A 24,298-nucleotide genomic window follows, 5' to 3' on the forward strand; every position below is an offset into this window, starting at 1 on the left:
GAATAATATCTATCATGCTTAACATTTTGTAATAATATTCTCTTAATTCTATAAATTTTTCTTTTTTTTCATTACTTAAAGAACATTTTCTTGGTTTTTTTTTTCTTTTACTTATTATAGAAAGATTATTTTTTTTAATTATCTTTCTAATTTGAGGATAAAACCTACATTGAAATAGCAACATTTTTTTTAGTGATAATGCTTCTTGGGAACTTTTTATCCATTCTTCAACTGTATTATTACTATCAAATGAATAATCATCAATTTCATTATAAAAATTCGGAACTGGAGCTAAACCAAAATAATCATGTGTAGTAAACACTAACGGTATTGCATTATTCTTAGCAGCTAAAATAAATTCGATTGGTAACCCCATGAAGGTGTGAATATGAACTATATCCGGTTTATATTTTTTAAAAAAGCTAGAAAAATAATCTATTTTTTTTAAAGAGATTTCTTTAAAAAAAACATTTGGATCACTTATACCTCCAAAAAGAGGTAATGGAAATGAATTCACTAAATCAAACACCTGCATATTTTTCTTATTAACTGAAATTTTTTTTAAATAACTATCCCGAAAAAAATAATTTCTAGATCCAGGATAAATTAAAAAAACGCTATTATCATCTACTTGTTTTGAAATTAAATCTTCTACATATTTGATTAAGCCCCCAGTTCGATATGGTTGTATTCCTAGCGAGTAGTGTATAATTTTCATTTCTATTTAATTCTCCTAAAACTTAATTCGTAACTTTTAATAATACATTCCCATGAAAATTTGTTTTCTATTATTCGAATAGCTTTATTCCCTACAATATCATAATTAGTAAAATCATTCATATCTACTTTATTAATCAGTTTAGATAAACTACCGACTTCTTTTTCCCAATATAAAGTACTATCTTCCCCTACTTCTCGATTAAATCCTACATTTAATAGTAAATTTAATTTAGTACTAGATAGCGCTTCGAGTAATGAGGGGTTCGTTCCTCCCACTTCATGACCATGTATATAGGCAAAAGCATTTTCTCGAATATATTTTAATAAAGCTTGGTTATAGACTGTTCCTACAAATTTTATACGTGTATCTTTTTCAAATCCTGTTGCACGTTTTAAATTTTCATAAAATTTATTCTTTTCTACATTAGTAACTAACACAAGATCTTTGTTAGTAGATGATTTCATAAATTCACGTATCATTACCTCATAATTATTTTCTGGGACAAATCGTCCTACTATTAAAAAATAATTTTTTTCTTTTATATCCTTTTCTTCATACCAGTTTCTCACAACACTATAGTTTTCTTTCAAATTTGAAGGCTCTAAATCAGTTCCATAAGCTATATATGTTGTTTTTGGTTTGTATTTGCTATACTGTTTATGAATATATTTCTCAATGTTTTGGCTATCACATATCAATAGATCTGCATGTTTAACCATAAGCCTTTCTGAAAGTTTCCAATATTTTCTTACTGGGTAACTCCATTTTGCTCTTAACCACTCGTGTCCATCAGGGTTAACAAAAAGTTTTCCGTTTATTTTATTTATTCTATTTTTAAAACGACTGATAAAGGGACCGATACGACAAGCCAAAACATAAAAAATAGGATCTATATCTTTATTTTTTTCTGCCTTTTTAATAGACATTTCTAAAGCTTTTAAATCATAATAAATAGCTCTTGCAGGACCAATGTTTGGCACATCTACATTAAAGCATTTAGCTCCATTATAAATAAACTCTTTTTCTTTAATATCCGATTTCAAAGAATTTTCAGCCATACACGCAATATGGTACTGAATCGTTTTATCAGTCTGTCTTTTAGTTAGATTTTCTACAAATGATTCAAATCCACCATACTTTGCAGGAATCCCCTTTGATCCTATTATATATACATGTTTAATCTTTGTTTTTTCCAACTTATATTCCCCTTACTAATATGCCCCATTCGGTTTTATAACGATCCAGATTGTCTTGATGATTAGTTTAAAATCATTCAATAAACTTTGATTAGTTATATATTCTAAATCTAAATCAACCATTGCATGAAAACTAACATCATTTCTACCACTAACTTGCCACAAACCTGAACATCCAGGTTTTACATACAAGCGTTGAAGATCATATCTCGTGTACTCAGCTACTTCCCTCTCCAAAGGTGGGCGTGGACCAATTAAACTCATATCTCCTTTTAAAACATTCCATAGCTGTGGTAATTCATCAATGCTTTTGGCACGGATAGCTTTACCTATTTTGGTGACGCGGGGATCTTCTTTCATCTTGAACATTGCCCCTTCTATTTCATTTTGATCCAGTAACTCTTCCAATTTTTCTTCAGCATCTAAACACATCGAACGGAATTTATACATTTTGAATGTTTTTCCATTTTTACCAACCCGTGTATGACTAAAAATTATCGGACTTTTTGGTTCTTCTTTTCTTATTCGATAAGCTACATAAATCATCAAAGGAGAAGCTAGAATCAAACCAATAATGCTCCCCACGATATCAATCATTCTTTTAAAAAACAAGTAGACATACCGTTTTTCTACTTTTTCTTTATCCAACCAAACCTGATTTGGATGTACTTCACTAATGCGAGACAATAAATCTTCACTTTCCATACTTTCAGTCCCTTTCACTATTTCACTCTCTCCTCATTTCCATTTTATCTATGAATGAAGAACTAAAATAAACCAAACTTCTTCTTTTTTACCTCTTCATAGACTGGATAACTGATCTCATCCCCGTTGATCAGGTCCTTTGCGACTTGTTTCATCTGTGCTACTTTTTCCTTACCAAAGTCCTTGGCGATTTGCTCATAACATTCTTTTAAGTAAAAGGTACGTTTAGAGACCCCATGGGCATCGGAAGCAGCCATTTGCACGAGGTTATGTTTGACCATCGTTTTGGCTGTTTTCTGGATATCTTTGCCAAATACACCGACGTAACTTGGTGCGGTGAGTTGAGCCAAGCATCCCATATCTAGGAATGGCAGCAAATGATTCGGGTCTTTACGAAAATGCGCGTTGCGTTCTGGATGGACGATCACTGGTGTCTTTCCTAGTTGTAACAACTCAAAAAAGAGCCGTTCTGCATATAACGGCACTTCCAGTGTCGGAAATTCGATCAGAAGATATGTATCATCTAAATCTGTAAATAAAATTTCATCTCGGTGGATGTCTTCGATCAGTGTTCCGGTAATACGTACTTCTTGTCCTTCCAATAACGTCAAAGGCAATTGTCTTTTCTCTAATTCTGCTTGTAACGAAGCGACTAGAGAAATGACTTGTGATTTTTCATTGCTGTATTTTCCATTATTATGATGGGGTGTGCATAAAATATGTGTGATTCCTTGTTGAATCGCTTTTTCAGCCATGGCGATACTGGCATCTAAGTTTTCTGCTCCGTCATCAATTCCTGGCAGGATATGGCAATGTAGATCGATCATTTCTCTTGTCTCCTCTCTTTTTATTTCTCAATTCCCGTAGTAATAGCCAGCATCTTTGCTGTGTTCTGCTCCGTTGTATACAACACCAAGGACTCGCGCTTGTACCATATCCAGCAATTCTTTTGCTTTAGTCAATGATTCTTTACGTGACGTATTTTCACGTACGACCAATAAGGTGCCATCCGTTTTTGAAGACATGATCTGTGCATCTGTTACGGCAACGACTGGTGGCATGTCGAAAATCACTACATCAAATAGTTGTCTTGCTTCTGCTAAAATCTGATCCATTCTTGGCGAGCTTAGTAACTCTGATGGATTTGGTGGTTTAGGTCCACTTGGCAGAATCGACAAATTCTCGACTGGCGTTCGTTGGATCTCATCTGCTACACTTCCTGATGAACTAAGAACAGTACTTAATCCGCTTGCGTTGTTCAACTTGAACGTTTTATAGATGACGGGCTTACGTAAGTCTGCATCGACTAGCAGCACCCGTTGACCGGATTTAGCAAAAACAACGGCAATGTTTGCTGCAGTGGTCGATTTCCCTTCTCCAGGTCCTGATGAAGTCACGACAATCGTTTTGATTTGCTGACCAGCTGCGGAGGCAAACTGGATATTCGTCCGAATCGTACGATATTGTTCAGCGATTGGTGAAGAGGGGTTTGTGAGTGTGACCAAACTGACTGCATGAGTTTGGGTTGCTTTTTGTTTCTGTGTTCGTGCCATTTTTCTTTCCTCCTAGACTCTTGAGCGGCTTCTGCGTGATGGCGCTGTTTTATCATTTGTAGCTTTTGGTTGTGTCGGAGCTGGTCCTTTTTTACGGATACCAGCATTCAATTCTTTCGCTGACATTTCTGGAACTGTTCCTAAGATTGGGAAGCCTAATGTATCCGTCACATATTTTTCATCTTTTACTGTCCGATCAAGTAATTCAAATAAGAAAGCTAGACCTACACCTACCATCATTCCTAACACTAAGCCAATCACTAGATTCAATTTATTATTTGGCGAAACAGGTGTCGTATTGGCAACTGCACCTGAGATGATCGAGATTTTATCGACATTCATCACATCTTTGGCGTTCTCTTGGAATACTTGTGACGTTGTATTAGCGATTTGTTGAGCCGTCACTGCATTTGTGCTTGTTGCTTGGATCGAGAACATTTGTGAATTTTGTGACTGATTGACGGAGATAGCATCTTTAATTTGTCCAGCAGTCATTTTCACATTGTCTTCTGTTTCTAAACGATCTTTGACTTCATTTAGTACTAGATCACTAACGATCATATCTTTATACGTATTGATCATTTGCAGGTTCGTATTGACATCATTGACATTTGCAGTATCTGATTGCGGCAGTGTCACGATCAATTGGGCTTGTGAGCTGTATTTTGGCGTCAAGATGAAAAACGTCACGATGCCTGAGATGGCCAAGCCAGCAAACATTGAGATGAGGATTGTTATCACGTGTTTGCGTAATGTTTCAAAAATTTCTTTCAAGCTGATTGTCTCTTCCATTTTTTCTCCACTTTCCTATTTATTCTCTAGATTCATTTGATCTTTTAATTCTTTTTTCACACGGTCAAGTTCTTGATCGCTGACTTTTTGGTATGAGATATTGTCTTGCATGAAGCCTTCTCCTTGCAGCTGATCTTGCTTGATCGTACCAAATGCCTCCCGATAATCTAAAGCAATCTTTTTCATTTCATCAAAGCTCATGTCTGTTTTCATATTCGACTCTAGAGCATTTAAAACAGATTGATAGTTGCTTACACCGTTCAGACTCAATACTTTTTTCGCTACACCTTCTACAATCTTTCTTTGACGTTCTTGTCTGCCGTAGTCACCATTTGGATCTTCATAACGCATACGAGAATAAGACAATGCCTGATCCCCATTCAATGTGATTTTACCGATCGTAAAATCATAGCCATCTTGTGAGAAGGTGAGGTCATTATTGACTTCGATACCACCAACTGCATCAACGAGTTCTTTTAGACCTTTCATATTGATTGAAACATAGTGGTCGATTGGGATGTCTACATATTTTTGTACGGTATCCATTGCCATGGCAGCTCCGCCGAATGCATAAGCGTGGTTGATCTTGTCTTTTGTGTCACGACCAACGATGTCGACATACGTATCACGAGGAATGCTGACGATCGTTGTCTGTTTGTCTTCTGGACTGACTGTGGCAACCATCATCGTATCTGATCGTCCTTGATCGACCCGACCTAAATCTCCCGTATCGATTCCCATCAATAGAACAGAGAAAGATTCTTGTTTGTCCAGATCAACTGGTTTTGTTCGTTCTCCTTGGGTTCGTTCCACTGATTCGTAAGTTTTTTCAATAGAATGTGAGAGATCTAGATATAATTTTGCTCCTACTCCTACGATTGCTAATACTAATACGACAAGAATTGCTAAAATAATTAGAAATATCTTTTTCCCTCTTGATTTTCTTCTTCGTTTTGCCATAGTTTCCTCCGTTTGCTAGCCTTGCTTGAATTCTCGCTTATTAATAGCTCGTATTGCTATAGCCCATTTGCTGAGCGACTGTTTCTGCTTTTGACGCGTATACGGCTCTTATTTTTTCATTCCGGATCTGTTCGATGAGACTGAGTGCGGTCAAATATTGATCGTAAGTAGCGGTAGCTGTTACTTGATCGTCTTTCAGCATCGTATCGAATAGCTGATCTAGTTGCGTGACTTGTGCAATTTGGGTATCAGCGAATCCTAGATATTGCTTAACAACTGTTTTCCAAGCACTATCCTTAAAAAAGCTCATATTTTCACGTATATGGGCGACATCTGCACTTGCCAACTTTTCTTTGATGATGACATCATCCACAGCTTGCTGCCAGTTTGATACGTTTTTAGTAAATAATTTATTGACAGCCGTCTGGATCTTCAGTTTTGATTCTGCATCCTCTAACTGCGTTAAGACTGCTTTCTTTTCTTCTTGGATCGCAGCAGCTTCTTTAGGTAATTCTGATTCCTTGATGTCATAATCATCTGCCGAAAGTTTGATAGAAGATAGTTTATGTGACAAATTTGAAACTGTTTCTTCTGTTATTTCAGGATTTAGGAAAATTTTTTCTTTTGTACTGTACAGCTTATCTACTTCTTTTGATAAAGAGGTCACGGTGTCTTTTTGATTGGTGATGGCAGATTCTGCGTAATTGATCCGTTGATGATGTTGCCGTTGATTATTGAGATGGTATCCAAACAAGCAAATCACAATAGCGCCTGTGCCTACCGCCACAGTAGCCAATAACTTGACGAACGGCTTTTCCATAGATTCACTCCTAAATATTGATGATAGATAAATAAAGATGTGATTCATTCACATCAGAATGAGCACTTTTTATTTTAAAAGCATAATTAAACTAATATATTCATAGAAATATTTATAAACATGTTTTCCCTATATAATCATACCACAAACAGTTTTCTTGACTAGGGAAATTCCTAATTTAAAAGTAAATAAAACAGTAACAAGATTATGATTAATCGTTTTCATTTTTATTTCCTCACTTTTCATGAGCGTTTTGAAAATTCGAACAAAGAATAAAATAACAAAAATTATTAAAATAGAATTAATAACAGCTATTTATATTTATAACAAAAAAACAGAGACGCAGCACGTTTCGTGCATGCTCTCTGTTTTTCAAACAAAAGACTATTTTGTGATGATTTGATCCAAGCTTGCTAATGACAAAGCCATGGCAGCTATTTGACTAAGTTGTGTTAGTCGGTTCTTACGTACTGCTGGTTCATCAGCCATGACCATCGTTTGATCAAAATAATTTTCGATCAGTGGACGAAGAGCGACAAGCTGGTCGTAGTTTTCGTGGATCGTTTGGTCAGCAAAACTTGCTTTCATTGCTTCTACTGCTTTGTGTAATTCTTTCTCTGCGTCGTTTTCGAACAGCTCAGGGTCTACTTCTGATTGTTTTTCAAGCTGCGCTTTTTTCGCTAAGTTCACGACACGTGTCAAAGCTTCCATTGAAGGTTTGAAGTCTTCATCTGCAAGATGTTGTTTGAACAATTGTGCTGCTGCAAATACTTTTGTCAGATCTTTTTGTTCCGCATTCAAAACAGCATCGATGACATCATGACGGATGTTCTTCGTTGTCAATAATTGGCGCAGACGACCTTTGATAAAGTCAATCACTTGTTGTTGCCCATCTGATAAACCAATGCCGAAACGATCCGTATCTTTACTGATAACATCGCTAATCGTTTCTTGCAGAACAGACAAAGGAAAGGCCCATTTTTTCGATTCGATGATCCGAACGACACCGTATGCTTGGCGACGTAAGGCATAAGGATCGTTTGAACCGCTTGGGATCATCCCAACAGCAAAGAAAGAAAAGATGCTATCTAATTTATCTGCAATCGCTAAAACAGAACCTACTGTAGACTGAGGTAGCTCTCCTTCACTGGATATAGGCATGTAATGCTCACGAATCGCTGTCGCTACAGCAGGTTTCTCGCCTTTCAGCAGAGCATATTTTTCGCCCATGATCCCTTGTAGTTCAGGGAATTCCCCTACCATGTTGGTTACTAGATCAAATTTATAGATTTCAGCAGCTCGTTGCAGATCCATCAATTCTTCCTCAGATAGTCCTACTTGTTCGCCAATGATACGGGCAATGACTTGTACCCGTTGCATTTTCTCATAGATACTACCGATTTTTTCATGGAAAGTAACAGTTTTTAGTTTTTCAACGTATTGGTCGATTGAAGCTTTCTTGTCTTCATTATAAAAGAATTCCGCATCTTCTAAACGAGCCGTCAATACTTTTTGATTGCCTCGAACCACATTTTCCAATTTTACCCGATCACCATTACGAGCAGAAATAAAATGAGGAAGCAGCATACCTTGATCATTCCGTACCTCGAAATAACGTTGATGTTCTTTCATAGAAGTGACTAGTACTTCTTCAGGAACAGAAAGATATTTTTCTTCGAAGTCGCCAGAAAAGACAGTTGGATATTCGACTAAATTGTTGACTTCTTCTAATAAATCTTCGTCTAGATCAATAACCCAATGATTTTTTTCGGCTAATTCATTGGCTTGTGTAACGATCAATTCTTGTCTTTTTTGCGGAGACGCAATGACGAATTGTTCATTCAATTTTTCTTCATATTCTTTTGCATGCGCAAATGTCACATCTTCGCCTAAGAAACGATGACCTCGAGAGGCTCTGCCTGTTTTGACATCTAAGATCTCAAACGGGATTACTTCGTCATCTAACAATGCCACGATCCAGTGAATAGGGCGGATATATTCAAAATCGTATTCTGCCCAATGCATCGTTACTGGGAAAGTCAAACTTTTGATTACCTCTGCTAAGCCTATCAATACTTCTTTTGCTTCCTTACCATGAGTGTATTTCGTTACATAGACATATTCTACACCTTTTAATTCTCTAAATGTGATAGCATCTGTCGTCAGACCTTGTCCGCGGACAAATCCTTCCGCTGCTTTCGTCCAGTTTCCATCTGCGTCCAAAGCAATTTTTTTGGCTGGTCCTTTGACTTCTTCTTCACTGTCCGCTTGACGTTCTGGAATGTTTGTTACTTTGATTGCTAAACGGCGCGGTGTGGAAAATGTTTCGATCGTATCATAAGTCAATTGGTTTTCATCTAAAAATTTTGCTGTTTTTTCTTCTAATTGTTTCATGCTTGGTGTGACAACATGGGCAGGCATTTCTTCCAGCCCGATTTCAAGTAATAAGTCTTTTGCCATCTTATTCAGCCTCCTTCACGGTTTCTGGATTTGCTGTGTTTTTATTCAACAAAGGGAATCCTAATTTTTCGCGTTCTGCCACAAAGATTTTGGCTACAGCACGAGCCATGTTGCGGATGCGAGAAAGATAACCGGCACGCTCTGTTACGGATACTGCACCGCGGGCGTCTAATAAGTTGAATGTATGGCTACATTTCAAGATATAATCATACGCCGGATGAACAAGATTTTCATCGATACAGCGTTTAGCTTCTTTTTCAAAACGATCAAAGTTGCTTAGTAGCAAGTCTTGGTCGCTTACTTCAAAAGAATATTTGGAATGTTCATATTCTGGTTGTTTGAAGATCTCGCCATATTTCACGCCATCAGCCCATTCTAAATCATAGACACTTTCAACTTCTTGGATATAAGAAGCAAGACGTTCTAATCCATAAGTGATCTCAGAAGTTACTGGTTTACAAGGCAGTCCACCAACTTGTTGGAAGTACGTGAATTGTGTGATTTCCATTCCGTCAAGCCATACTTCCCAACCCACACCGGCACAGCCCATGGATGGGTTCTCCCAGTTGTCTTCAACAAAACGGATGTCGTGTTCTAATGGATCGATTCCTAAAAGGCGCAAGCTTTCTAAATAAAGCTCTTGGATATTCTCAGGTGAAGGTTTCATCACGACTTGGAACTGATGATGTTGATACAAACGGTTTGGGTTTTCGCCATAACGTCCATCAGCTGGTCGGCGAGATGGCTCTACGTAAGCAGCATTCCATGGTTCTGGTCCGATTGCCCGTAAAAAGGTATATGGGCTCATCGTACCTGCTCCTTTTTCTGTGTCATAAGCTTGCATCAGCATGCAGCCGTTTGATGACCAAAATTTTTGTAATGTTAAAATCATATCTTGGACGGTCAATTTTTTACTCATCTGTTTTGCCCCTTTCAATTTTAAAGCGTTGCTGTCAAATAAGAATACAGGAAAGAAAACGACAAAAAATCCCTATGTCTGATTACAGACATAGGGACGAATAATTCGCGGTTCCACCCTACTTCCGAATAAAGATTCGGCAGCTTCATTTATCGTACTCGCAAGTGCCTCTTCAAAAATCGTTTGGATCCGGCTCCCACTCTCCCGAACTCGCTAAACCACGTGTTTTTTACTGATCTTGGTCAATGTACGTATTCATTTTGCAGTTTTCTTGTTTCTATAATAGATCTTCTCAGTGAACGATCTATTTGATCTACGGTTAATAATAGACGGAACTCCCTGTGTTTGTCAAATGGTTTTGATTTTTTGTTGTATGTTTCATTTACTATTCTTCTTTTTTAGGTAGATCTTTTTCAGACTTATCTTTCTCTGGCGTCTTTAATACGTGTGCCCAAGACTTCATTTGATCGATGAACTTTTTGCTTTTCAAATGGATACCGACATATTCATCATACAGCTGGTCGATGAGTTCACGGATTGCTTGTTTGGTTTCTTCTTTCAGATGGATTCCACTGATTTTATCATAAGAAATAGCTGAAAACATCCGAACGAAATAAACAGCTCGAGGATCTGCATGATAACGGTGATCGTCCATCGACCAATGTCTTTCGCATATCACACCACCATATTTGGAAGAATAGTCAAATTTTCCTTTTGTTTCCCCGCATACGACGCAGTGTGTCCAGATTGGTGCAATTCCGAAGCGTTGCAGTATTTGGACTTCAAAAATATTCGTGATGATTTCTGCATCGTCTCCTTGGTCCATCCGTTGCAGTGCTTGTTGCGTAAACTGGAACAAATGCGGGTCGTACTGATGATCTTCGATTGCCGCATCTACTAGATTCAATAAATATGTGCCATACCCGCTCAAAAAGATGTCTTCTTGGATGTGTCGAAACGCATGGACATCTTTGACACTGCTTAAAAATGACAAACCTTCACTTCGAAAATTCCCGATATAAACTGCTTCAGTAAAAGGGAGCAAAGCCGGAGCTAATGGCTGATTTTGCCGATGGATCCCTTTGATATAAAACATCATTTTGCCAGAAGATTCTGTAAAGATTTTGACTAATTTATCTTTTTCTTTGTAATTACGGCTAGATAAAATCAAGCCTTTTGATTCTGCAAGCTGGCTCATATTCTCCCTCCTAAAAAATAAATCTGGAAAAGCAGATTCTGCCGATCCAGATCATTTATGTTGCGATCTTCCGCAGCTTTTCTCAACACGCGGATTTTTATCCAGTTTATTTCTATACCTAATTTACAAGAAGCTCAGAATATCAGTATTCGTCTTTTCGGTAGCCGAAGTCTTGCAGATAGACTTTTTTGTCTCGCCAGTCTTTTTGAACTTTGACCCAAAGTTCTAGAAAGACTTTGTCTCCTAAAAGATTTTCGATATCTTTTCTTGCTTTCGTTCCTACTTGCTTCAGCATTTTTCCGCCTTTGCCGATAATGATCCCTTTTTGGCTATCTCTTTCGACGATGATCGTAGCCTGGATATGGATTTTATCATTCTCGTTTCGCTTCATCGAATCAACAACGACTGCGACAGAATGAGGCACTTCGTCTCGTGTTAAAAACAAGACTTTCTCACGGATCAATTCAGAAACGATGAAGTATTCAGGATGATCAGTCACTTGATCATCTGGAAAATATTGTGGGCCCTCTGGCATTTCACTGACTAATACATCCATCAAACGTTCGACGTTGTTTCCTTCTGTAGCAGAAATTGGAATCACTTGTGCAAACGGCATCTGCGTTGAATAATCTTCGATGATTCCCAACAACTCGTCTGGATGGATTTTATCGATTTTATTGATAATCAGATAAACAGGAGAATGCACGTTTTTTAGACGTTCAATAATAAAATCGTCTCCCCGACCGCGTTTTTGATCAGCACTGATCATAAATAAGACCGCGTCCACTTCTTTCAACGCACTGTAAGCTGCTTCTACCATAAAATCTCCTAAACGATGCTTTGGTTTATGGATTCCTGGTGTGTCAATAAAAATCAACTGAGCTTCTGGTGTAGTATATACTCCTTGGATTTTATTTCTAGTTGTCTGTGCCTTATCACTCATGATGGCAATTTTTTGACCCACGATTCGATTCAATAACGTGGATTTTCCTACATTCGGGCGGCCGACGATTGCGACAAACCCTGATTTATGTTCTGGCATATATGTTCTCCTTTTTAATTAAACAACAAATGATATATTTTAGGGACAAATAAAATCAACCCAACGATGACGGCAAAACAAGCGGTCACTAAAACTGCTCCAGCTGCCATATCTTTGATTTTTTTCCCAATCGGATGAAAATGAAAATCCGTAAACATGTCCACGACATTTTCAAAAACAGTATTGATGATCTCTACTATCCATACGAGAAAAACAGCTAAAAGCAGCCATAACCATTCTATCCGATCAAGTTGGAAAATCACGCCCATAAACAAAGCGAGGATTCCGAACGCAACATGTTTCCTCATGTTGCGTTCTTCCTCAAAAACAGTTTTGACTCCTTGGACGGCAAATTCCACGGACATCAGGAAATGTTTGTTTTTCTCTACGTTTTTATCTTTTAAGTCCATAGGCATCTAAGATCTCTTTCTGTAAACCAAACATTTCTTTCTCATCCTCTGGTGTCATATGGTCATACCCGTTGATATGCAAGAATCCATGAACCGCTAAAAAGCCAAGTTCCCGATCATACGAATGGCCGTAAGCTTCTGCTTGCTCTGCAGCACGTTCAGTAGAGATCATGATGTCTCCCAGTACACGAGGTAATGGATTCTCTCCATCTTCAAAAATCACTGGGATTTCGTCTTCGCCCTCTTCTTCCAAGGCAAAACTGATGACGTCTGTCGGTGCATCTTTTCCACGGTAATCACGATTGATTACTTGGATCGCTGCATTGTCCATGAAAGTAACAGACATTTCTGTTTCTTCTGGCAACTCTAAATATGATGCTGCAAATTGCAGCAAGTCGTCGATTTCTTTCATTTTCTCTTCTGAGACTTGGTTTGTTTCATCCATGAAGGTAATATCCATTATACATCGCTTCTTTCTATTCTTCTTGCTATTCTTCTTGTTCTTCTTTTATCTTCTCAACTTCCGATTTCATTTTAGGATATTTGATCCGAGAATGGAAGGTACTGCTTAAACCGCTGATCAATGATTTTTCTACTTTACGGATTTCTTTTAACGTCAATCCACTGTCGTCCAATTGTCCATCGGAAATACGCTCTTCTATAAGATTATGGACAAAACTTTCGATTTTTTCGCTCGTTGGATGGTCCATTGCCCGTACTGCCGCTTCACAACTGTCAGCTATATTGACGATTCCTGCTTCACGGCTTTGAGGTTTTGGTCCAGGATAACGGAATTGCTCTTCCGTGACTTCAGGGTTGCGTTCCTTTGCCTTAACGTAGAAATAACGCATCAGCGTGGTTCCATGATGCTGTCTGCAAATATCGATCACCATTTGCGGCATATTATAATCTTCCAATATTTTGGCACCATCTGTCACATGTCCAAAGATAATATGTTTACTGTCTTCTGGCAATAAGAAATTGTGCGGATTTTCCGCTCCTGAAGGCAAGTTCTCAACGAAAAAACTGGCGTGTTTGATCTTGCCGATATCATGATAATAGCAAGCTACTCGAGTTAGTAAAGAACGTCCACCGATTTCTGCTACAGCATTAGCACTTAGATTGGCTACCATCATGCTATGGTGATACGTGCCTGGTGCTTCTTCTAGCAACTGTTTCAATAAAGGGTGATTAGGATTGCTGAGTTCATTTAATACGATCACACTATCATCATTGACCATCAATTCAATATAGGGGTGCAGACCTATCGTCAGCAAGAATGAGAACAGTGCACCTGTGAATCCGCAGACTAGCGTTAACCAAGTCGTTGCATCCCCAAAGCTCATTCCTTGGTAGATAATCAAAATGACATCCATCATCACAGGGAAAATAATGACCCACATAGCTGCGGATAACCCTTGTTCTGAGATCCGTTTGCGTCTGACAATCGTTGCCATGAGACCAGAAAATACATAGGACATCAAAATAACTGTCAGAAAGTTCGTGCCAATCGAATCATAAAAAATGAAAAGTGCGGATACTGCTTGGAAAATACCAGCCATGATCCCTGCTCTTCGATTCAAGAAAAAGCTTAAAACAAGTGGAGCAAAAGCCGCGGGGTAAAACAGCGGAATATAAGCAGCTTGTTCTGTTTGGAAGAGTTGGAAAAATTTCATTAGTACGACGCTGACTGACATTGCCGTCACGTAGAAAAGTACGTATTTTGTTCTTTCTCCTGCATTTTGGAATTGAAGTGAATTATAAATCAGTACACCGATTTGAAGCAAAACAGCTAAAACCATGGCAATGAGTGGGAAAATCGAAGTCGTTTGATTCGTCAATCCTAGTAATTCCAATTTTTTCATTGCTGAAGCATCAATTTGATTTCCTTCGCGAACAATGATTTCTCCTTGGAAGATCATCACTGGTTGTACAGCTTCTCGTGCAGATTGTTTTAATTCTTCTGTCTTTTTCTCATTCAATACATCATTGACTACAATTCCTTGATCTACTAAGTAGCGAATCATTTGTTGCTGCTCTGTTGTGACATTCAAATATTGAATCTGATCTTCTGCTTCTTGTTTAAAAGCTTCCAATTCGCTTTCACGAACTTGTTTACTCATCTGTTCGTCAATGAGCTTCAAACTTTCATCCCTAACTGTGTGAATTTCCGTTTCAGTCATTTCAAATATCGTCGAATAAAAATTGTTCGGCAGTTTTTGGTAAAACGCAACGTTTTCTGCATTCACGTTTTCAAAATTTTTCTTCAGTGTAGCAATCCGCTCTTCTGTAGTAGGTTTCGGGATATTTTCATCTTCCTTCGCCTTATCTACCTTGTCATTATAAGATTTGTTGATGGTATCATTCGTCTTATCGATCAATTCGAATAATTGCTTGATCCGATTGTTCTGGTCATCTGCCAGATCTTTTTGATAAGTATATTCTGGAGTCACTGCTTCTGCTGCCAGTTTTCTTCTTTGTTCGGTTTCTTCCGTGTTCTCGATCGTTTTATTCGCACGGATACTCTCTTCTGCTACTTGGCCTTCTCTAAAATCATTGGCCTTTTGTTTGACACTACTAAATGTAACGCCGCAGACAATGATAAAAAACAAGAACAGAAGGAAAGGCAATGCTGCCTTTCCGAGTTTTTCTTGTAGTTTCTGCAGTGTTTTATTCAACATGTGCTTATCCTCCTAAGCAAAGCTTATTCTTGATGAAGATCCGCCTTTTCATAAGCTTTGATGATTTCGGCAACTACAGGGTGCCGAACAACGTCACTTGCTTCAAAATTAACAAAATCGATTTTTTTGATTTGCTTTAGTGTTCGTTCTGCATGAACAAGACCACTTGTCGTCCCTCGAGGCAAGTCTATCTGACTTGTATCCCCATTGACAATCATTTTTGATTGATAACCGAGACGGGTCAAGAACATTTTCATCTGAGCGACTGTCGTGTTTTGTGCTTCGTCCAAGATAACGAATGCATCATCCAATGTCCGCCCCCGCATGTAAGCTAATGGTGCGATTTCGATTACGCCTCGTTCCATCAATCGGTTCGTATGATCCAATCCAAAAATTTGGTATAAAGCATCATAAACAGGCCGCAGATAAGGATCCACTTTTTCTTTCAGATCCCCTGGTAGAAAGCCTAGGTTTTCCCCTGCCTCTACAGCGGGCCGCGTCAAAATGATTTTTTGCACTTCGCCTTTTTTTAAGGCAGCAATTGCTAATACTACGGCAAGAAACGTTTTCCCTGTTCCGGCTGGCCCTACACCAAATACGATGTCATGTTTGGCTACCGATTCAACGTATTTCTTTTGACCGCTGTTTTTTACCCGTATAGGTTTTCCATTACGGTCTTTGACGATCTCTTCCTCATACATCTCGACAAAATAATCTAATGTACCTTTTTGCCCCATTTTCAATGCCGTCACAACATCGGGCGTACTTACGTGGATTCCTCGTTTGATCAATTCCTGTAATGTCCGAATGACTGAGGCAGCCAAGGAAATCTGGGATTGCTCACCAATGATCTGAATGATTTCTCCACGTGTATGGATGGTTGTTTCCGTTGTTTCCTCGATCAGTTTTATATGCTTGTCGTGTGCACCTAAAAGCATGCTGACATCATCAGCAGCTGTCAATCTAATCTCTAAAGAACTAGACTCTTCCGTCAAAAATAGACATCCCCTTTTTTTCGATTCATTCTTTCCTATTTTACCATACTCAGAAGAAACTATATAGCAAATAAGAAAAGGTTGTAAAAGAGTCGCTTAACCATACGTACCAAGAAACGTTAAAAAATAGCCGTTTCCATTCGCTAAAGGTCTCGTTTTGATAAAAAGAAACTGAGAATGTAAGTTATATGAAAGTGGAGAACAAAATATTCCGTTTCATTCAACAGGTATTCTCTAGGTATTTTTCTTGTTTCAAAAAAAGAAAACAAAATAGTTAAAATATTCTTGCATTTCAAAAAAAACAGGTGTATTATTACGTCAACAAATAAACATACAGCAAAGCGTCGAGGAAAACAGTAGGCTATTCAACGATTTATTCCCAGTGAGTCATGTAAGTGAGAAATGACAATAAATCGAATAGACGAACATCATTTCCGAGTCAATGTCGAAAACGTAGATCATTGTGGCTGCCTCCATTATCAGGCTAGCGGATAACTTTATCAAAAAGCGTCCGTGAATGAAGAAGCTTTTTTAAGCGAAAAAAGGTGGTACCGTTCTAGAATCTAGAGCCCTTTTCCCAAGTGGAAAAGGGCTTTTTTTTATATTTTAAGGTGGTGGTTTTCATGGAATCTGATATTAGTGGCATTACTAATTGCTGCAACGTTTATATCGTCAATCAAAATGATAATTATTGGAGGAAAAATTTATGGAAGAAACAAAAACTTATTCATGGAAACAACTATTGATGGTCAGTTCACTTATCTTCGGGATGTTCTTCGGGTCAGGTAATCTAATCTTTCCTGTCCACTTAGGTCAAATGGCTGGCGCAAACTGGGTCAGTGCTGGCGTAGGATTTACCATCTCAGGCGCTCTTTTCCCATTACTAGCTATCTTAGCTGTAGTAGTGACAAAAAGTGATGGTCTGTATGACTTAGCTAAACCTGTCGGAAAATGGTATGCTGCCTTGTTCTTAATCCTTGTTCATTTGACGATCGGACCATTTTTCGGTACACCACGGACAGCTGCTACTGCTTTTGAAATGGCTGCTAAACCATTTTTGCCTGAAAAATATAATTCATTAGGTATGTTTTTATTCTCTGCTCTTTTCTTTTTACTTGCTTATTTCCTTACTGTCCATCCCACACGGTTGGTCAAATACGTCGGAAAGTATCTAAACTCCTTGTTTCTTGCATTATTAGCAATCATTTTTGTCGTTTCTTTATTCCACCCAATGGGAAATCTAAATCAATCTGCTGCAGATACTTACCAAACAAACGCTTTAACAAATGGTGTCCTAGAAGGTTATAACACCGTTGATGCAGTAGCCTTGCTTGCCTTAAGTGTCACTTTTGTCCATGCAGTCCGTGACCTTGGTTTCAAAGATAAAAAAGTCACAGAATTAACAGCAAAAGCTGGTAGCCTGAGCGTTGCGCTAGAAGTCATGATCTATTTTGGTCTTGTTCTTCTCGGTGCGATGAGTTTGAATAAGATGTCTTTATCAGAAAATGGCGGAACTGCACTTTCTCAGATTACTAATTTTTATTTAGGTAACTTCGGCGCTAGCTTCTTAGGAGTGATGGTCACATTAGGTGTCTTCACTACCGCTATGGGACTCGTTGTTTCTTTTGCACAAGATTTCCATAAACTGTTCCCTACAGTCAGTTATATGACATGGCTGCGGTTAACGACTTTCGTCTCTTTTGTCGTTGCAAATGCTGGTTTGGACAATATCATCCAATGGTCTTTACCAGTATTGATGCTTTTGTATCCATTGTCGCTTGCGTTGATCTTGCTTTCCTTAACAGCAAAATTTTTCCAAAAGACACCATTTGTCTATCAAGTAACGATGTTGTTTGCTGCTGTTCCCGCCGTATTGGATATGCTGGCAAATTCGCCTGCTTTAGTGAGTCAACAAAGAGTTGTAGCAAGCATGCTCGAATTTTATCATCATCACGTTCCTTTTGCTGCATTAGGACTTGGTTGGATGGTCCCAACGTTACTTGGTTACGCTGGCAGCTTACTCTTCTATTACGCCTATCGCCTATCAGGGTATAAACAAGAAGCAAATGAACTACCAGAAGAATAACCAGATCAAACACAATTTAACATAAGAAATATTAAACAGGAAAAAACCAGCTAGATGAAAGAATCCTATTCTTTCGTCTAGCTATTTTTTAGATTTCTTTTTTACGAGCACAAAAAAACTGCGGACAATGATTGTCCGCAGTTTAAATGATAAAATTAAGATTGTAATAGTTCTTTCACAATGGCATTTACTTGGTTTCCATCTGCTTTTCCTTTGACTTTAGGCATGATCGCACCCATGACTTTGCCAAATTCTTTCATTGATGAAGCACCAGTTTGTGTGATTGCTTCTTGAACAAGTTGTCGAATTTCTTCGTCGGAAAGTTGTTCCGGCATGTATTTTTCGACTATCACAATTTCACTTTTTACTTTTTCAGCTAAATCGTCACGTCCTGCTTCTTCAAACTCATGCAAAGAATCACGTCGCTGTTTCATTTCGCGAGACAACACCGTTAATTCTTCTTCTTCTGTCAAGTCGTGACCTTCTTTAATCTGCTCGTTTTGTATAGATGACTTGATCATTCGGATGACTTGTAAAGATTCCTTATCTTTCGCTTTCATCGCTGTTTTCATGTCATCGTTTAATCTACTTAGTAGTGACACACTACCAACTCCAATTCATCACAGAACTAGAATTTTTTGCGTTTTCTAGCTGCTTCAGATTTTTTCTTGCGTCTTACACTTGGTTTTTCGTAGAATTCACGTTTACGAGATTCTTGTAAAGTACCCGCTTTTGACACGGAACGTTTGAAGCGACGAAGAGCATCGTCAAGTGATTCGTTTTTGCGAACGACTGTTTTTGACATGTTAATTCCCTCCCTCCGAGCTTAAAAAGTAACCGTAATTGTTATTGAAATATATCTCAAAAAACAAGACTGTCCTGTAAATATTATATCTAATGCTGTTTTGACCGTCAAGGAAATCTTGCTTTTTTTTAAAATTATCAAATGTTATTTTATTTAAATCCTTATTGACAATTTTCACATCTTCCGAAAATCTCGAATCTATGCCCTTCGATCGTACATCCACCGAGCTGTTCTTCGAAATAATTCATTGGACACATATGGATTTCTTTCGTTGTTCCGCACACCGTACAGATAAAGTGATGGTGATGGCCGATTTCCCCTTGACAGCAATGAAAACGAAACTTCATCTCTCCATTTAAATCGGTTTCTTCCAGTAAATCGATTTCTGCAAAATCATGGAGATTTCGATAAATCGTATCGTAACTTACTCCTTTGAATTCCTGATTCATATAGTCAAAAACTTCTTTAGCGGATACGTAGCGATTGCGCTTCACTAAATAAGTTATCAATGCTTCTCTTTTTTTAGTATATTTAAAACCGTTATTTTTCAATGTTTCTAGTGATTGTTCGATCAATGTCTGTTTTTTCATGACTTATTCCTCCAAATCAAAATGATTACGAAGTACACATTCTAGAGTATGGTATAATAAACATAAAAAAAATGCAAGTGAGGTTTTATCCATGTCTTCCGATTCTACAGAAATCGTTACTTTTTTTGTCATCTCCGACTCTGCTGGAGAAACTGCGACAAAATTAGCGCAAGCCACTATGGCCCAATATCCTACCGTTGAGTTCAATTTATTCCGCAGAACATTTGTGACAGATGAGAAAACATTGATGCAGGCACTGCAAGATGCACTAGAAGAAAAAGCTCTTGTCTTACACACATTGATCAATCAAGAATTGATCGAGATGACGCGTTCTTTTTGTGAAGAACATCAATTATTTAGTTTTGATGTGATGACTCCGCCGATATCAGAAATCGAGCGCTTAACTGGTATCAAGCCCATTCGGCAACCTGGCGCCCTTCATTTATTGAATGAAAACTATTTCAAACGGATCAAAGCAATGGAATTTGCTGTAAAATACGATGACGGGAAAGATCCGCGTGGGTTTCTAGAAGCAGATGTCGTTTTGCTAGGCGTATCCCGAACTTCCAAAACGCCTTTGAGCTTGTTTTTAGCTAACAAAAATTTAAAAGTTGCCAATCTACCTTTGATCCCACAAGCACATATTCCCAAACAGCTTTGGGAGATCGATCCTAAAAAAATCGTGGGACTGACGAATAACCCAGATATTTTAAACAATATCCGTAAAGAACGGATGCGCTCTTACGGATTAAATCCTGATACTGCTTATTCCGATATCGAAAAAATACGAGCTGAACTCGATTTTGCGAATGATCTTTATGAAAAATTGGGCTGCGTAGTAATCAATGTCGCTTCTTTATCTATTGAAGAAACAGCTTCGCTTATTTTGAATGCTTTAGACCTAGAAGACCATAGTTATTATGGAACTGAAACCACCGAAGAAACAGACTAACAATTTTTCTTTAAAAAAACTGGACTGTGTCAGCGAAGAAGATTCGTTGACACAGTCCAGTTTGTCTCTATTTGCACCTATCGTTATTGATGTTCCACATGTTTGAGTGTCTGGTTCAAAATATCCAGTACGTGAGAATCATCAAGACTATACAAAATCGCTTTTCCCTCACGATGGGACTTGACGACATGGTTTTCTCTTAATAAACGCAGTTGATGCGATACAGCAGATTGTTCCATTTCCACTGCTTGGGTGATTGCTGTCACATTTTGTTCCCCGTCTTTCAGATACAGCAGAATTTTGAGACGAGTGGGGTCACTCAACATTTTGAATAGTTGGCTGACTTTCTCTACTTTTGTTTTTTGCGTGTCTGGCAATCCATTCACCTCCAACTTGAAAAAAGACTGACTTCTAAAGTTTACCACTTTTTCCATCAGTCTCAAGTTTTTTTATTCTTCTGTCATCTTTTGGATAATCGCTTCATAAGCGGCTACTTTTTCAGCTGCGTCTTCTGAAGAGTTTCCTTTTACACCGATATAAAATTTGATTTTCGGCTCAGTTCCTGAAGGACGGATAGCGATCCAGCCATTTTCTTCCAGCGTATACTTCAATACATCAGATGGCGGTGTCGTTAGTTTTTCTACGTTTCCTTCACGGTCTGTTCTCGTCAACTCTTTGAAGTCTTCTGTTTGGATGACTTTTGCTCCGGCAAATTCTGTTGGTGCTTCTTCACGGAATTTTTCCATCAAAGCAGAGATTTTCGCAGAGCCTTCTTGTCCGCTCATTGTCACAGAAATCGTTTTTTCTGCGTAGTAGCCATAGGTTTCAAAAATCGTTTGCAAGCCATCATACAACGTTTTGCCTTGTTTTTTATAGTAAGCTGCTACTTCTGCTAATAAGAGCAATGCTTGGATCGCGTCTTTGTCGCGAACGAAAGGTTTAACTAAATAACCGTAACTTTCTTCGAATCCGAACATAAAAGTATGGGAATGATCTTCTTCGAATTGTTGAATTTTTTCAGCAATGAATTTGAATCCTGTCAATACATTGAACATGGTAGCCCCATAGTGTTCCGCAATTGCTGTAGGTAATTCGCTAGAAACGATCGATTTCAATACCGCTGCGTTTTCAGGTAAAGTGCCTCGCGATTGGTGTGCTTCCAAAATATATTGAGCAAACAGTGCTCCGATTTGGTTTCCGGTCAATACTTCATAGGAGCCATTTGGCAAACGAACGGCTGCACCTAAACGGTCTGCATCAGGATCTGTTGCAATCAGCAAATCAGCGCCTTCTTTCTCGCCAAGTCGTATCGCATACTCAAAAGCAGAGTGTTCTTCTGGATTTGGTGATTTGACTGTAGTGAAATCTGGGTCTGCGACAGCTTGTTCTGGAACTAGTACGAATTGTTCGAATCCAGCTTGTTTCAACGCACGTTCGCCCAACATTTTTCCTGTTCCGTGAAGTGGTGTGTACACAAGTTTCAAATCTTTCCCCATTGTTTCCACCAATTCATGATCAATCGTTACTGCTTTGATTTCTTCTAGATAAGCGGCATCCACTTCTTCTCCGATGATCGTGATCAATCCGCTATGTTCAGCTTCTTCGTCAGATAATACTTCAACTTTTAACGGATTGCTGACTTCACGGACATATTTCGTCAATGCATCTGCGTCTGCAGGAGGCATTTGTCCCCCATCTTCTCCGTAGACTTTATATCCGTTGTAAGCTGCTGGATTGTGGGATGCGGTTACCATGATTCCCGCAAACGTCTTCAAATGACGGACTGCAAAAGAAAGCTCTGGTGTTGGACGTAGACTTTCGAATACATAAGATGGGATATTGTGATGTGCTAATGTTTTGGCTGCTTCCATGGCAAATTCTGGTGATTGATGGCGTGAGTCATAAGCGATAGCGACACCTCGGCGTTTTGTTTCTTCGCCTTGTGTATCCATGAAACGTGCAAGTCCTTCTGTTGCTTGTCTTACCGTATAGATGTTCATTCGATTGATCCCAGGCCCTAAGATTCCCCGCATGCCTGCAGTACCGAATTCCAACGGTGCATAAAAAGCATCTTCAAGTTTTTCAGGATCTTCACCCAGATCATTTAATTGTTTTTTTAAGTTTTCTTCTAAATTTTCTTCATGTACCCATTGTTCATACACTTGTTCCCAAGACATGAAAATAACACCTCTTTCTGAAATATGGTTCTTAATAAGTATAGCATTCACTTATTAGATATGAAAGTACGAGGTCCAAAAAACGCTTAAATCAAGAAAGGATTCTTTTATCAAGCACGGTTGCAAGTATTCGCATAAATCGGATTCAGTAGATTTCACGCGAAAAAAAGAGTAAAAGAACAATTGAAACCGTTCTTCCACTCTTTTTAAACTTATGCAGTTGTTTCTTCTAAAGATTCCAAGTATTTATACACTTGTTGTCCAGCAATCCCACCATCACCAACAGCAGTAGTGATTTGTCGCAAATCTTTTTCACGAACATCTCCGATGGCAAAAACGCCTGGTATATTCGTCTTCATTTCGTTGTCTGTTGGAATCCAGCCAGCTTCGTTCGTCAACCCTGCTTCTCTAAATGGTGCAGTTAATGGATCCAGTCCAACATAGATGAATACTCCGTCTGCTGCCAAATCAAACTCATTGCCGGTTTTGACATTACGTGCTTTCACACCTGTCACTACCATTTCATTCCCAACGATTTCGTCAACGACTGTATCCCACATAAAGGAAATTTTTTCATTCGCAAATGCACGGTCTTGGATGATCTTTTGTGCACGTAATTCATCTCTACGGTGGACGATGACTACTTCAGAAGCAAATTGTGTCAAATAGATGGCTTCTTCTACTGCTGAGTCTCCTCCTCCGATCACTACTAGACGTTTGTTACGGAAAAACGCACCATCACAAACTGCACAGTAAGAAACGCCACGTCCAGCAAATTCTTCCTCGCCAGGTACGCCTAATTTACGGTGGATACAGCCTGTTGCGATAATGACTGTTTTTCCTTCGTAAGTTTTATCTTCACAAATAACTTCTTTGTGGCTGCCGTGATCCTTGATATCTTGCACGATTCCATAAGCATTTTCTGTCCCAAATCTTGAAACACCTTCATACATCTTATAAGCTAGATCAGGACCCATGATTGAATCGAAACCAGGATAGTTTTCGATTTCTGCCGTATTGTTCATTTGGCCGCCAGGGGCGCCTTGTTCGATCATCAATACGGATAAGTTTGAACGTGAAGCATATAAAGCAGCAGTCATCCCAGCAGGACCTGCGCCAATAACGATTACATCATACATATGTAGATTCTCCTTTACTTAATCAAGTAAGCATACTTTACAGCCAATGCGAAAAAAAGTCTATTGTTCTGCTTGCGTTTCTCGAATAGCTTTATTA

24 protein-coding genes are annotated in these 24,298 nt (G+C 38.5%); 2 read left to right on the forward strand and 22 right to left on the reverse strand.

The genetic code is table 11. The features are described from left to right. From RWU19_RS07620 to RWU19_RS07695, 16 genes are all read right to left on the reverse strand, one after another. Nucleotides 1–718 (reverse strand): glycosyltransferase (locus RWU19_RS07620; protein ID WP_316032189.1); only part of this gene is annotated, 718 nt, incomplete at its 3' end. A gap of 2 nt (nt 719–720) precedes the next feature. Continuing rightward, entirely contained in the window at nt 721–1,917 is a 1,197-nt protein-coding gene (gene cps2T, locus RWU19_RS07625; protein WP_070770367.1) for a beta 1-4 rhamnosyltransferase Cps2T, read from the reverse strand. A gap of 15 nt (nt 1,918–1,932) precedes the next feature. Then, nucleotides 1,933–2,622: a sugar transferase gene (locus RWU19_RS07630; RefSeq protein WP_123837932.1), complete on the reverse strand. Its 690-nt coding sequence runs from the start codon at nt 2,620–2,622 to the stop codon at nt 1,933–1,935. 62 nt (nt 2,623–2,684) lie between these two features. Next, complete coding sequence (locus RWU19_RS07635; RefSeq protein ID WP_002348500.1) at nt 2,685–3,449, reverse strand: tyrosine-protein phosphatase; 765 nt, start codon at nt 3,447–3,449, stop codon at nt 2,685–2,687. Nucleotides 3,450–3,476: 27 nt separating this feature from the next. Next, complete coding sequence (locus tag RWU19_RS07640; protein ID WP_002308656.1) at nt 3,477–4,175, reverse strand: CpsD/CapB family tyrosine-protein kinase; 699 nt, start codon at nt 4,173–4,175, stop codon at nt 3,477–3,479. Between the two features lie 12 nt (nt 4,176–4,187). After that, on the reverse strand, nt 4,188–4,967 hold the full coding sequence (locus tag RWU19_RS07645; protein WP_002308654.1) for a YveK family protein: 780 nt from the start codon (nt 4,965–4,967) through the stop codon (nt 4,188–4,190). 15 nt (nt 4,968–4,982) lie between these two features. After that, the gene (locus RWU19_RS07650) at nt 4,983–5,927 is read right to left on the reverse strand and encodes an LCP family protein (RefSeq protein WP_002314701.1); all 945 of its coding nucleotides are present in this window, start codon (nt 5,925–5,927) and stop codon (nt 4,983–4,985) included. Nucleotides 5,928–5,967: 40 nt separating this feature from the next. Beyond that, nucleotides 5,968–6,747, reverse strand: coding sequence for a hypothetical protein (locus tag RWU19_RS07655; protein WP_123837875.1), 780 nt, complete (start codon nt 6,745–6,747; stop codon nt 5,968–5,970). A gap of 384 nt (nt 6,748–7,131) precedes the next feature. Then, entirely contained in the window at nt 7,132–9,207 is a 2,076-nt protein-coding gene (gene glyS, locus RWU19_RS07660) for a glycine--tRNA ligase subunit beta (RefSeq protein WP_123837876.1), read from the reverse strand. A 1-nt stretch (nt 9,208) separates the two neighbouring features. Then, a complete protein-coding gene (glyQ, locus tag RWU19_RS07665) occupies nt 9,209–10,126 on the reverse strand; it encodes a glycine--tRNA ligase subunit alpha (RefSeq protein ID WP_002305598.1) in 918 nt (305 codons plus the stop codon). Nucleotides 10,127–10,511: 385 nt separating this feature from the next. Then, nucleotides 10,512–11,324 (reverse strand): DNA repair protein RecO, encoded by an 813-nt coding sequence (recO, locus tag RWU19_RS07670; protein ID WP_123837877.1) that lies wholly within the window; start codon nt 11,322–11,324, stop codon nt 10,512–10,514. A 142-nt stretch (nt 11,325–11,466) separates the two neighbouring features. Beyond that, nucleotides 11,467–12,366, reverse strand: coding sequence for a GTPase Era (gene era / locus RWU19_RS07675; protein WP_002288753.1), 900 nt, complete (start codon nt 12,364–12,366; stop codon nt 11,467–11,469). A 14-nt stretch (nt 12,367–12,380) separates the two neighbouring features. Then, the gene (locus RWU19_RS07680) at nt 12,381–12,776 is read right to left on the reverse strand and encodes a diacylglycerol kinase family protein (RefSeq protein ID WP_002316408.1); all 396 of its coding nucleotides are present in this window, start codon (nt 12,774–12,776) and stop codon (nt 12,381–12,383) included. After that, the gene (gene ybeY / locus RWU19_RS07685; RefSeq protein WP_002291700.1) at nt 12,760–13,236 is read right to left on the reverse strand and encodes an rRNA maturation RNase YbeY; all 477 of its coding nucleotides are present in this window, start codon (nt 13,234–13,236) and stop codon (nt 12,760–12,762) included. The genes RWU19_RS07680 and ybeY overlap by 17 nt, the downstream gene beginning before the upstream one ends. A gap of 28 nt (nt 13,237–13,264) precedes the next feature. Continuing rightward, the gene (locus RWU19_RS07690) at nt 13,265–15,457 is read right to left on the reverse strand and encodes an HD family phosphohydrolase (RefSeq protein WP_002291699.1); all 2,193 of its coding nucleotides are present in this window, start codon (nt 15,455–15,457) and stop codon (nt 13,265–13,267) included. A 23-nt stretch (nt 15,458–15,480) separates the two neighbouring features. Then, nucleotides 15,481–16,452: a PhoH family protein gene (locus RWU19_RS07695; protein ID WP_002291698.1), complete on the reverse strand. Its 972-nt coding sequence runs from the start codon at nt 16,450–16,452 to the stop codon at nt 15,481–15,483. A gap of 706 nt (nt 16,453–17,158) precedes the next feature. On the opposite strand from RWU19_RS07695, the gene brnQ reads away from it, so the two are divergent. Next, nucleotides 17,159–18,538: a branched-chain amino acid transport system II carrier protein gene (gene brnQ / locus RWU19_RS07700; protein ID WP_123837878.1), complete on the forward strand. Its 1,380-nt coding sequence runs from the start codon at nt 17,159–17,161 to the stop codon at nt 18,536–18,538. Nucleotides 18,539–18,693: 155 nt separating this feature from the next. Here the strand turns inward: brnQ and RWU19_RS07705 are convergent, their stop codons facing one another. The 3 genes from RWU19_RS07705 to RWU19_RS07715 all read right to left on the reverse strand — a co-directional run bounded on the left by RWU19_RS07705 (nt 18,694) and on the right by RWU19_RS07715 (nt 19,933). Beyond that, nucleotides 18,694–19,140 carry a GatB/YqeY domain-containing protein gene (locus RWU19_RS07705; RefSeq protein WP_002291695.1) on the reverse strand — a complete coding sequence of 149 codons (447 nt, stop codon included), beginning with the start codon at nt 19,138–19,140 and terminating at the stop codon, nt 18,694–18,696. A 26-nt stretch (nt 19,141–19,166) separates the two neighbouring features. Beyond that, complete coding sequence (gene rpsU / locus RWU19_RS07710; RefSeq protein WP_002287321.1) at nt 19,167–19,343, reverse strand: 30S ribosomal protein S21; 177 nt, start codon at nt 19,341–19,343, stop codon at nt 19,167–19,169. 161 nt (nt 19,344–19,504) lie between these two features. After that, nucleotides 19,505–19,933: a Fur family transcriptional regulator gene (locus RWU19_RS07715; protein WP_123837879.1), complete on the reverse strand. Its 429-nt coding sequence runs from the start codon at nt 19,931–19,933 to the stop codon at nt 19,505–19,507. Nucleotides 19,934–20,024: 91 nt separating this feature from the next. Between RWU19_RS07715 and RWU19_RS07720 the strand changes: the two genes are divergently transcribed. Further along, entirely contained in the window at nt 20,025–20,885 is an 861-nt protein-coding gene (locus RWU19_RS07720) for a pyruvate, water dikinase regulatory protein (RefSeq protein WP_002344424.1), read from the forward strand. An 83-nt stretch (nt 20,886–20,968) separates the two neighbouring features. Here RWU19_RS07720 and RWU19_RS07725 read toward each other — a convergent pair whose 3' ends face one another. The 3 genes from RWU19_RS07725 to trxB form a co-directional block, all read right to left on the reverse strand. Beyond that, entirely contained in the window at nt 20,969–21,319 is a 351-nt protein-coding gene (locus RWU19_RS07725; RefSeq protein WP_002316410.1) for an ArsR/SmtB family transcription factor, read from the reverse strand. Nucleotides 21,320–21,334: 15 nt separating this feature from the next. Next, entirely contained in the window at nt 21,335–23,062 is a 1,728-nt protein-coding gene (locus tag RWU19_RS07730; protein WP_002305596.1) for a phospho-sugar mutase, read from the reverse strand. 212 nt (nt 23,063–23,274) lie between these two features. After that, the gene (gene trxB, locus RWU19_RS07735; RefSeq protein ID WP_002291688.1) at nt 23,275–24,201 is read right to left on the reverse strand and encodes a thioredoxin-disulfide reductase; all 927 of its coding nucleotides are present in this window, start codon (nt 24,199–24,201) and stop codon (nt 23,275–23,277) included. Nucleotides 24,202–24,298 lie beyond the last annotated feature (97 nt).

Source organism: Enterococcus sp. 2STP, assembly GCF_032465635.1.
GTDB classification, from domain to species: domain Bacteria; phylum Bacillota; class Bacilli; order Lactobacillales; family Enterococcaceae; genus Enterococcus_B; species Enterococcus_B lactis.

What these genes read in the sequence shown, in the direction of transcription:
- RWU19_RS07630 (WP_123837932.1), bottom strand. Translation starts at nt 2,622, where the DNA reads ATGGAAAGTGAAGATTTATTGTCTCGCATTAGTGAAGTACATCCAAAT.
- RWU19_RS07635 (WP_002348500.1), bottom strand. Translation starts at nt 3,449, where the DNA reads ATGATCGATCTACATTGCCATATCCTGCCAGGAATTGATGACGGAGCA.
- RWU19_RS07640 (WP_002308656.1), bottom strand. Translation starts at nt 4,175, where the DNA reads ATGGCACGAACACAGAAACAAAAAGCAACCCAAACTCATGCAGTCAGT.
- RWU19_RS07645 (WP_002308654.1), bottom strand. Translation starts at nt 4,967, where the DNA reads ATGGAAGAGACAATCAGCTTGAAAGAAATTTTTGAAACATTACGCAAA.
- RWU19_RS07650 (WP_002314701.1), bottom strand. Translation starts at nt 5,927, where the DNA reads ATGGCAAAACGAAGAAGAAAATCAAGAGGGAAAAAGATATTTCTAATT.
- RWU19_RS07655 (WP_123837875.1), bottom strand. Translation starts at nt 6,747, where the DNA reads ATGGAAAAGCCGTTCGTCAAGTTATTGGCTACTGTGGCGGTAGGCACA.
- glyS (WP_123837876.1), bottom strand. Translation starts at nt 9,207, where the DNA reads ATGGCAAAAGACTTATTACTTGAAATCGGGCTGGAAGAAATGCCTGCC.
- glyQ (WP_002305598.1), bottom strand. Translation starts at nt 10,126, where the DNA reads ATGAGTAAAAAATTGACCGTCCAAGATATGATTTTAACATTACAAAAA.
- recO (WP_123837877.1), bottom strand. Translation starts at nt 11,324, where the DNA reads ATGAGCCAGCTTGCAGAATCAAAAGGCTTGATTTTATCTAGCCGTAAT.
- era (WP_002288753.1), bottom strand. Translation starts at nt 12,366, where the DNA reads ATGCCAGAACATAAATCAGGGTTTGTCGCAATCGTCGGCCGCCCGAAT.
- RWU19_RS07680 (WP_002316408.1), bottom strand. Translation starts at nt 12,776, where the DNA reads ATGGACTTAAAAGATAAAAACGTAGAGAAAAACAAACATTTCCTGATG.
- ybeY (WP_002291700.1), bottom strand. Translation starts at nt 13,236, where the DNA reads ATGGATATTACCTTCATGGATGAAACAAACCAAGTCTCAGAAGAGAAA.
- RWU19_RS07690 (WP_002291699.1), bottom strand. Translation starts at nt 15,457, where the DNA reads ATGTTGAATAAAACACTGCAGAAACTACAAGAAAAACTCGGAAAGGCA.
- brnQ (WP_123837878.1), top strand. Translation starts at nt 17,159, where the DNA reads ATGGAAGAAACAAAAACTTATTCATGGAAACAACTATTGATGGTCAGT.
- rpsU (WP_002287321.1), bottom strand. Translation starts at nt 19,343, where the DNA reads ATGTCAAAAACAGTCGTTCGCAAAAACGAATCACTTGACGATGCTCTT.
- RWU19_RS07715 (WP_123837879.1), bottom strand. Translation starts at nt 19,933, where the DNA reads ATGAAAAAACAGACATTGATCGAACAATCACTAGAAACATTGAAAAAT.
- RWU19_RS07720 (WP_002344424.1), top strand. Translation starts at nt 20,025, where the DNA reads ATGTCTTCCGATTCTACAGAAATCGTTACTTTTTTTGTCATCTCCGAC.
- RWU19_RS07725 (WP_002316410.1), bottom strand. Translation starts at nt 21,319, where the DNA reads ATGGAAAAAGTGGTAAACTTTAGAAGTCAGTCTTTTTTCAAGTTGGAG.
- RWU19_RS07730 (WP_002305596.1), bottom strand. Translation starts at nt 23,062, where the DNA reads ATGTCTTGGGAACAAGTGTATGAACAATGGGTACATGAAGAAAATTTA.
- trxB (WP_002291688.1), bottom strand. Translation starts at nt 24,201, where the DNA reads ATGTATGATGTAATCGTTATTGGCGCAGGTCCTGCTGGGATGACTGCT.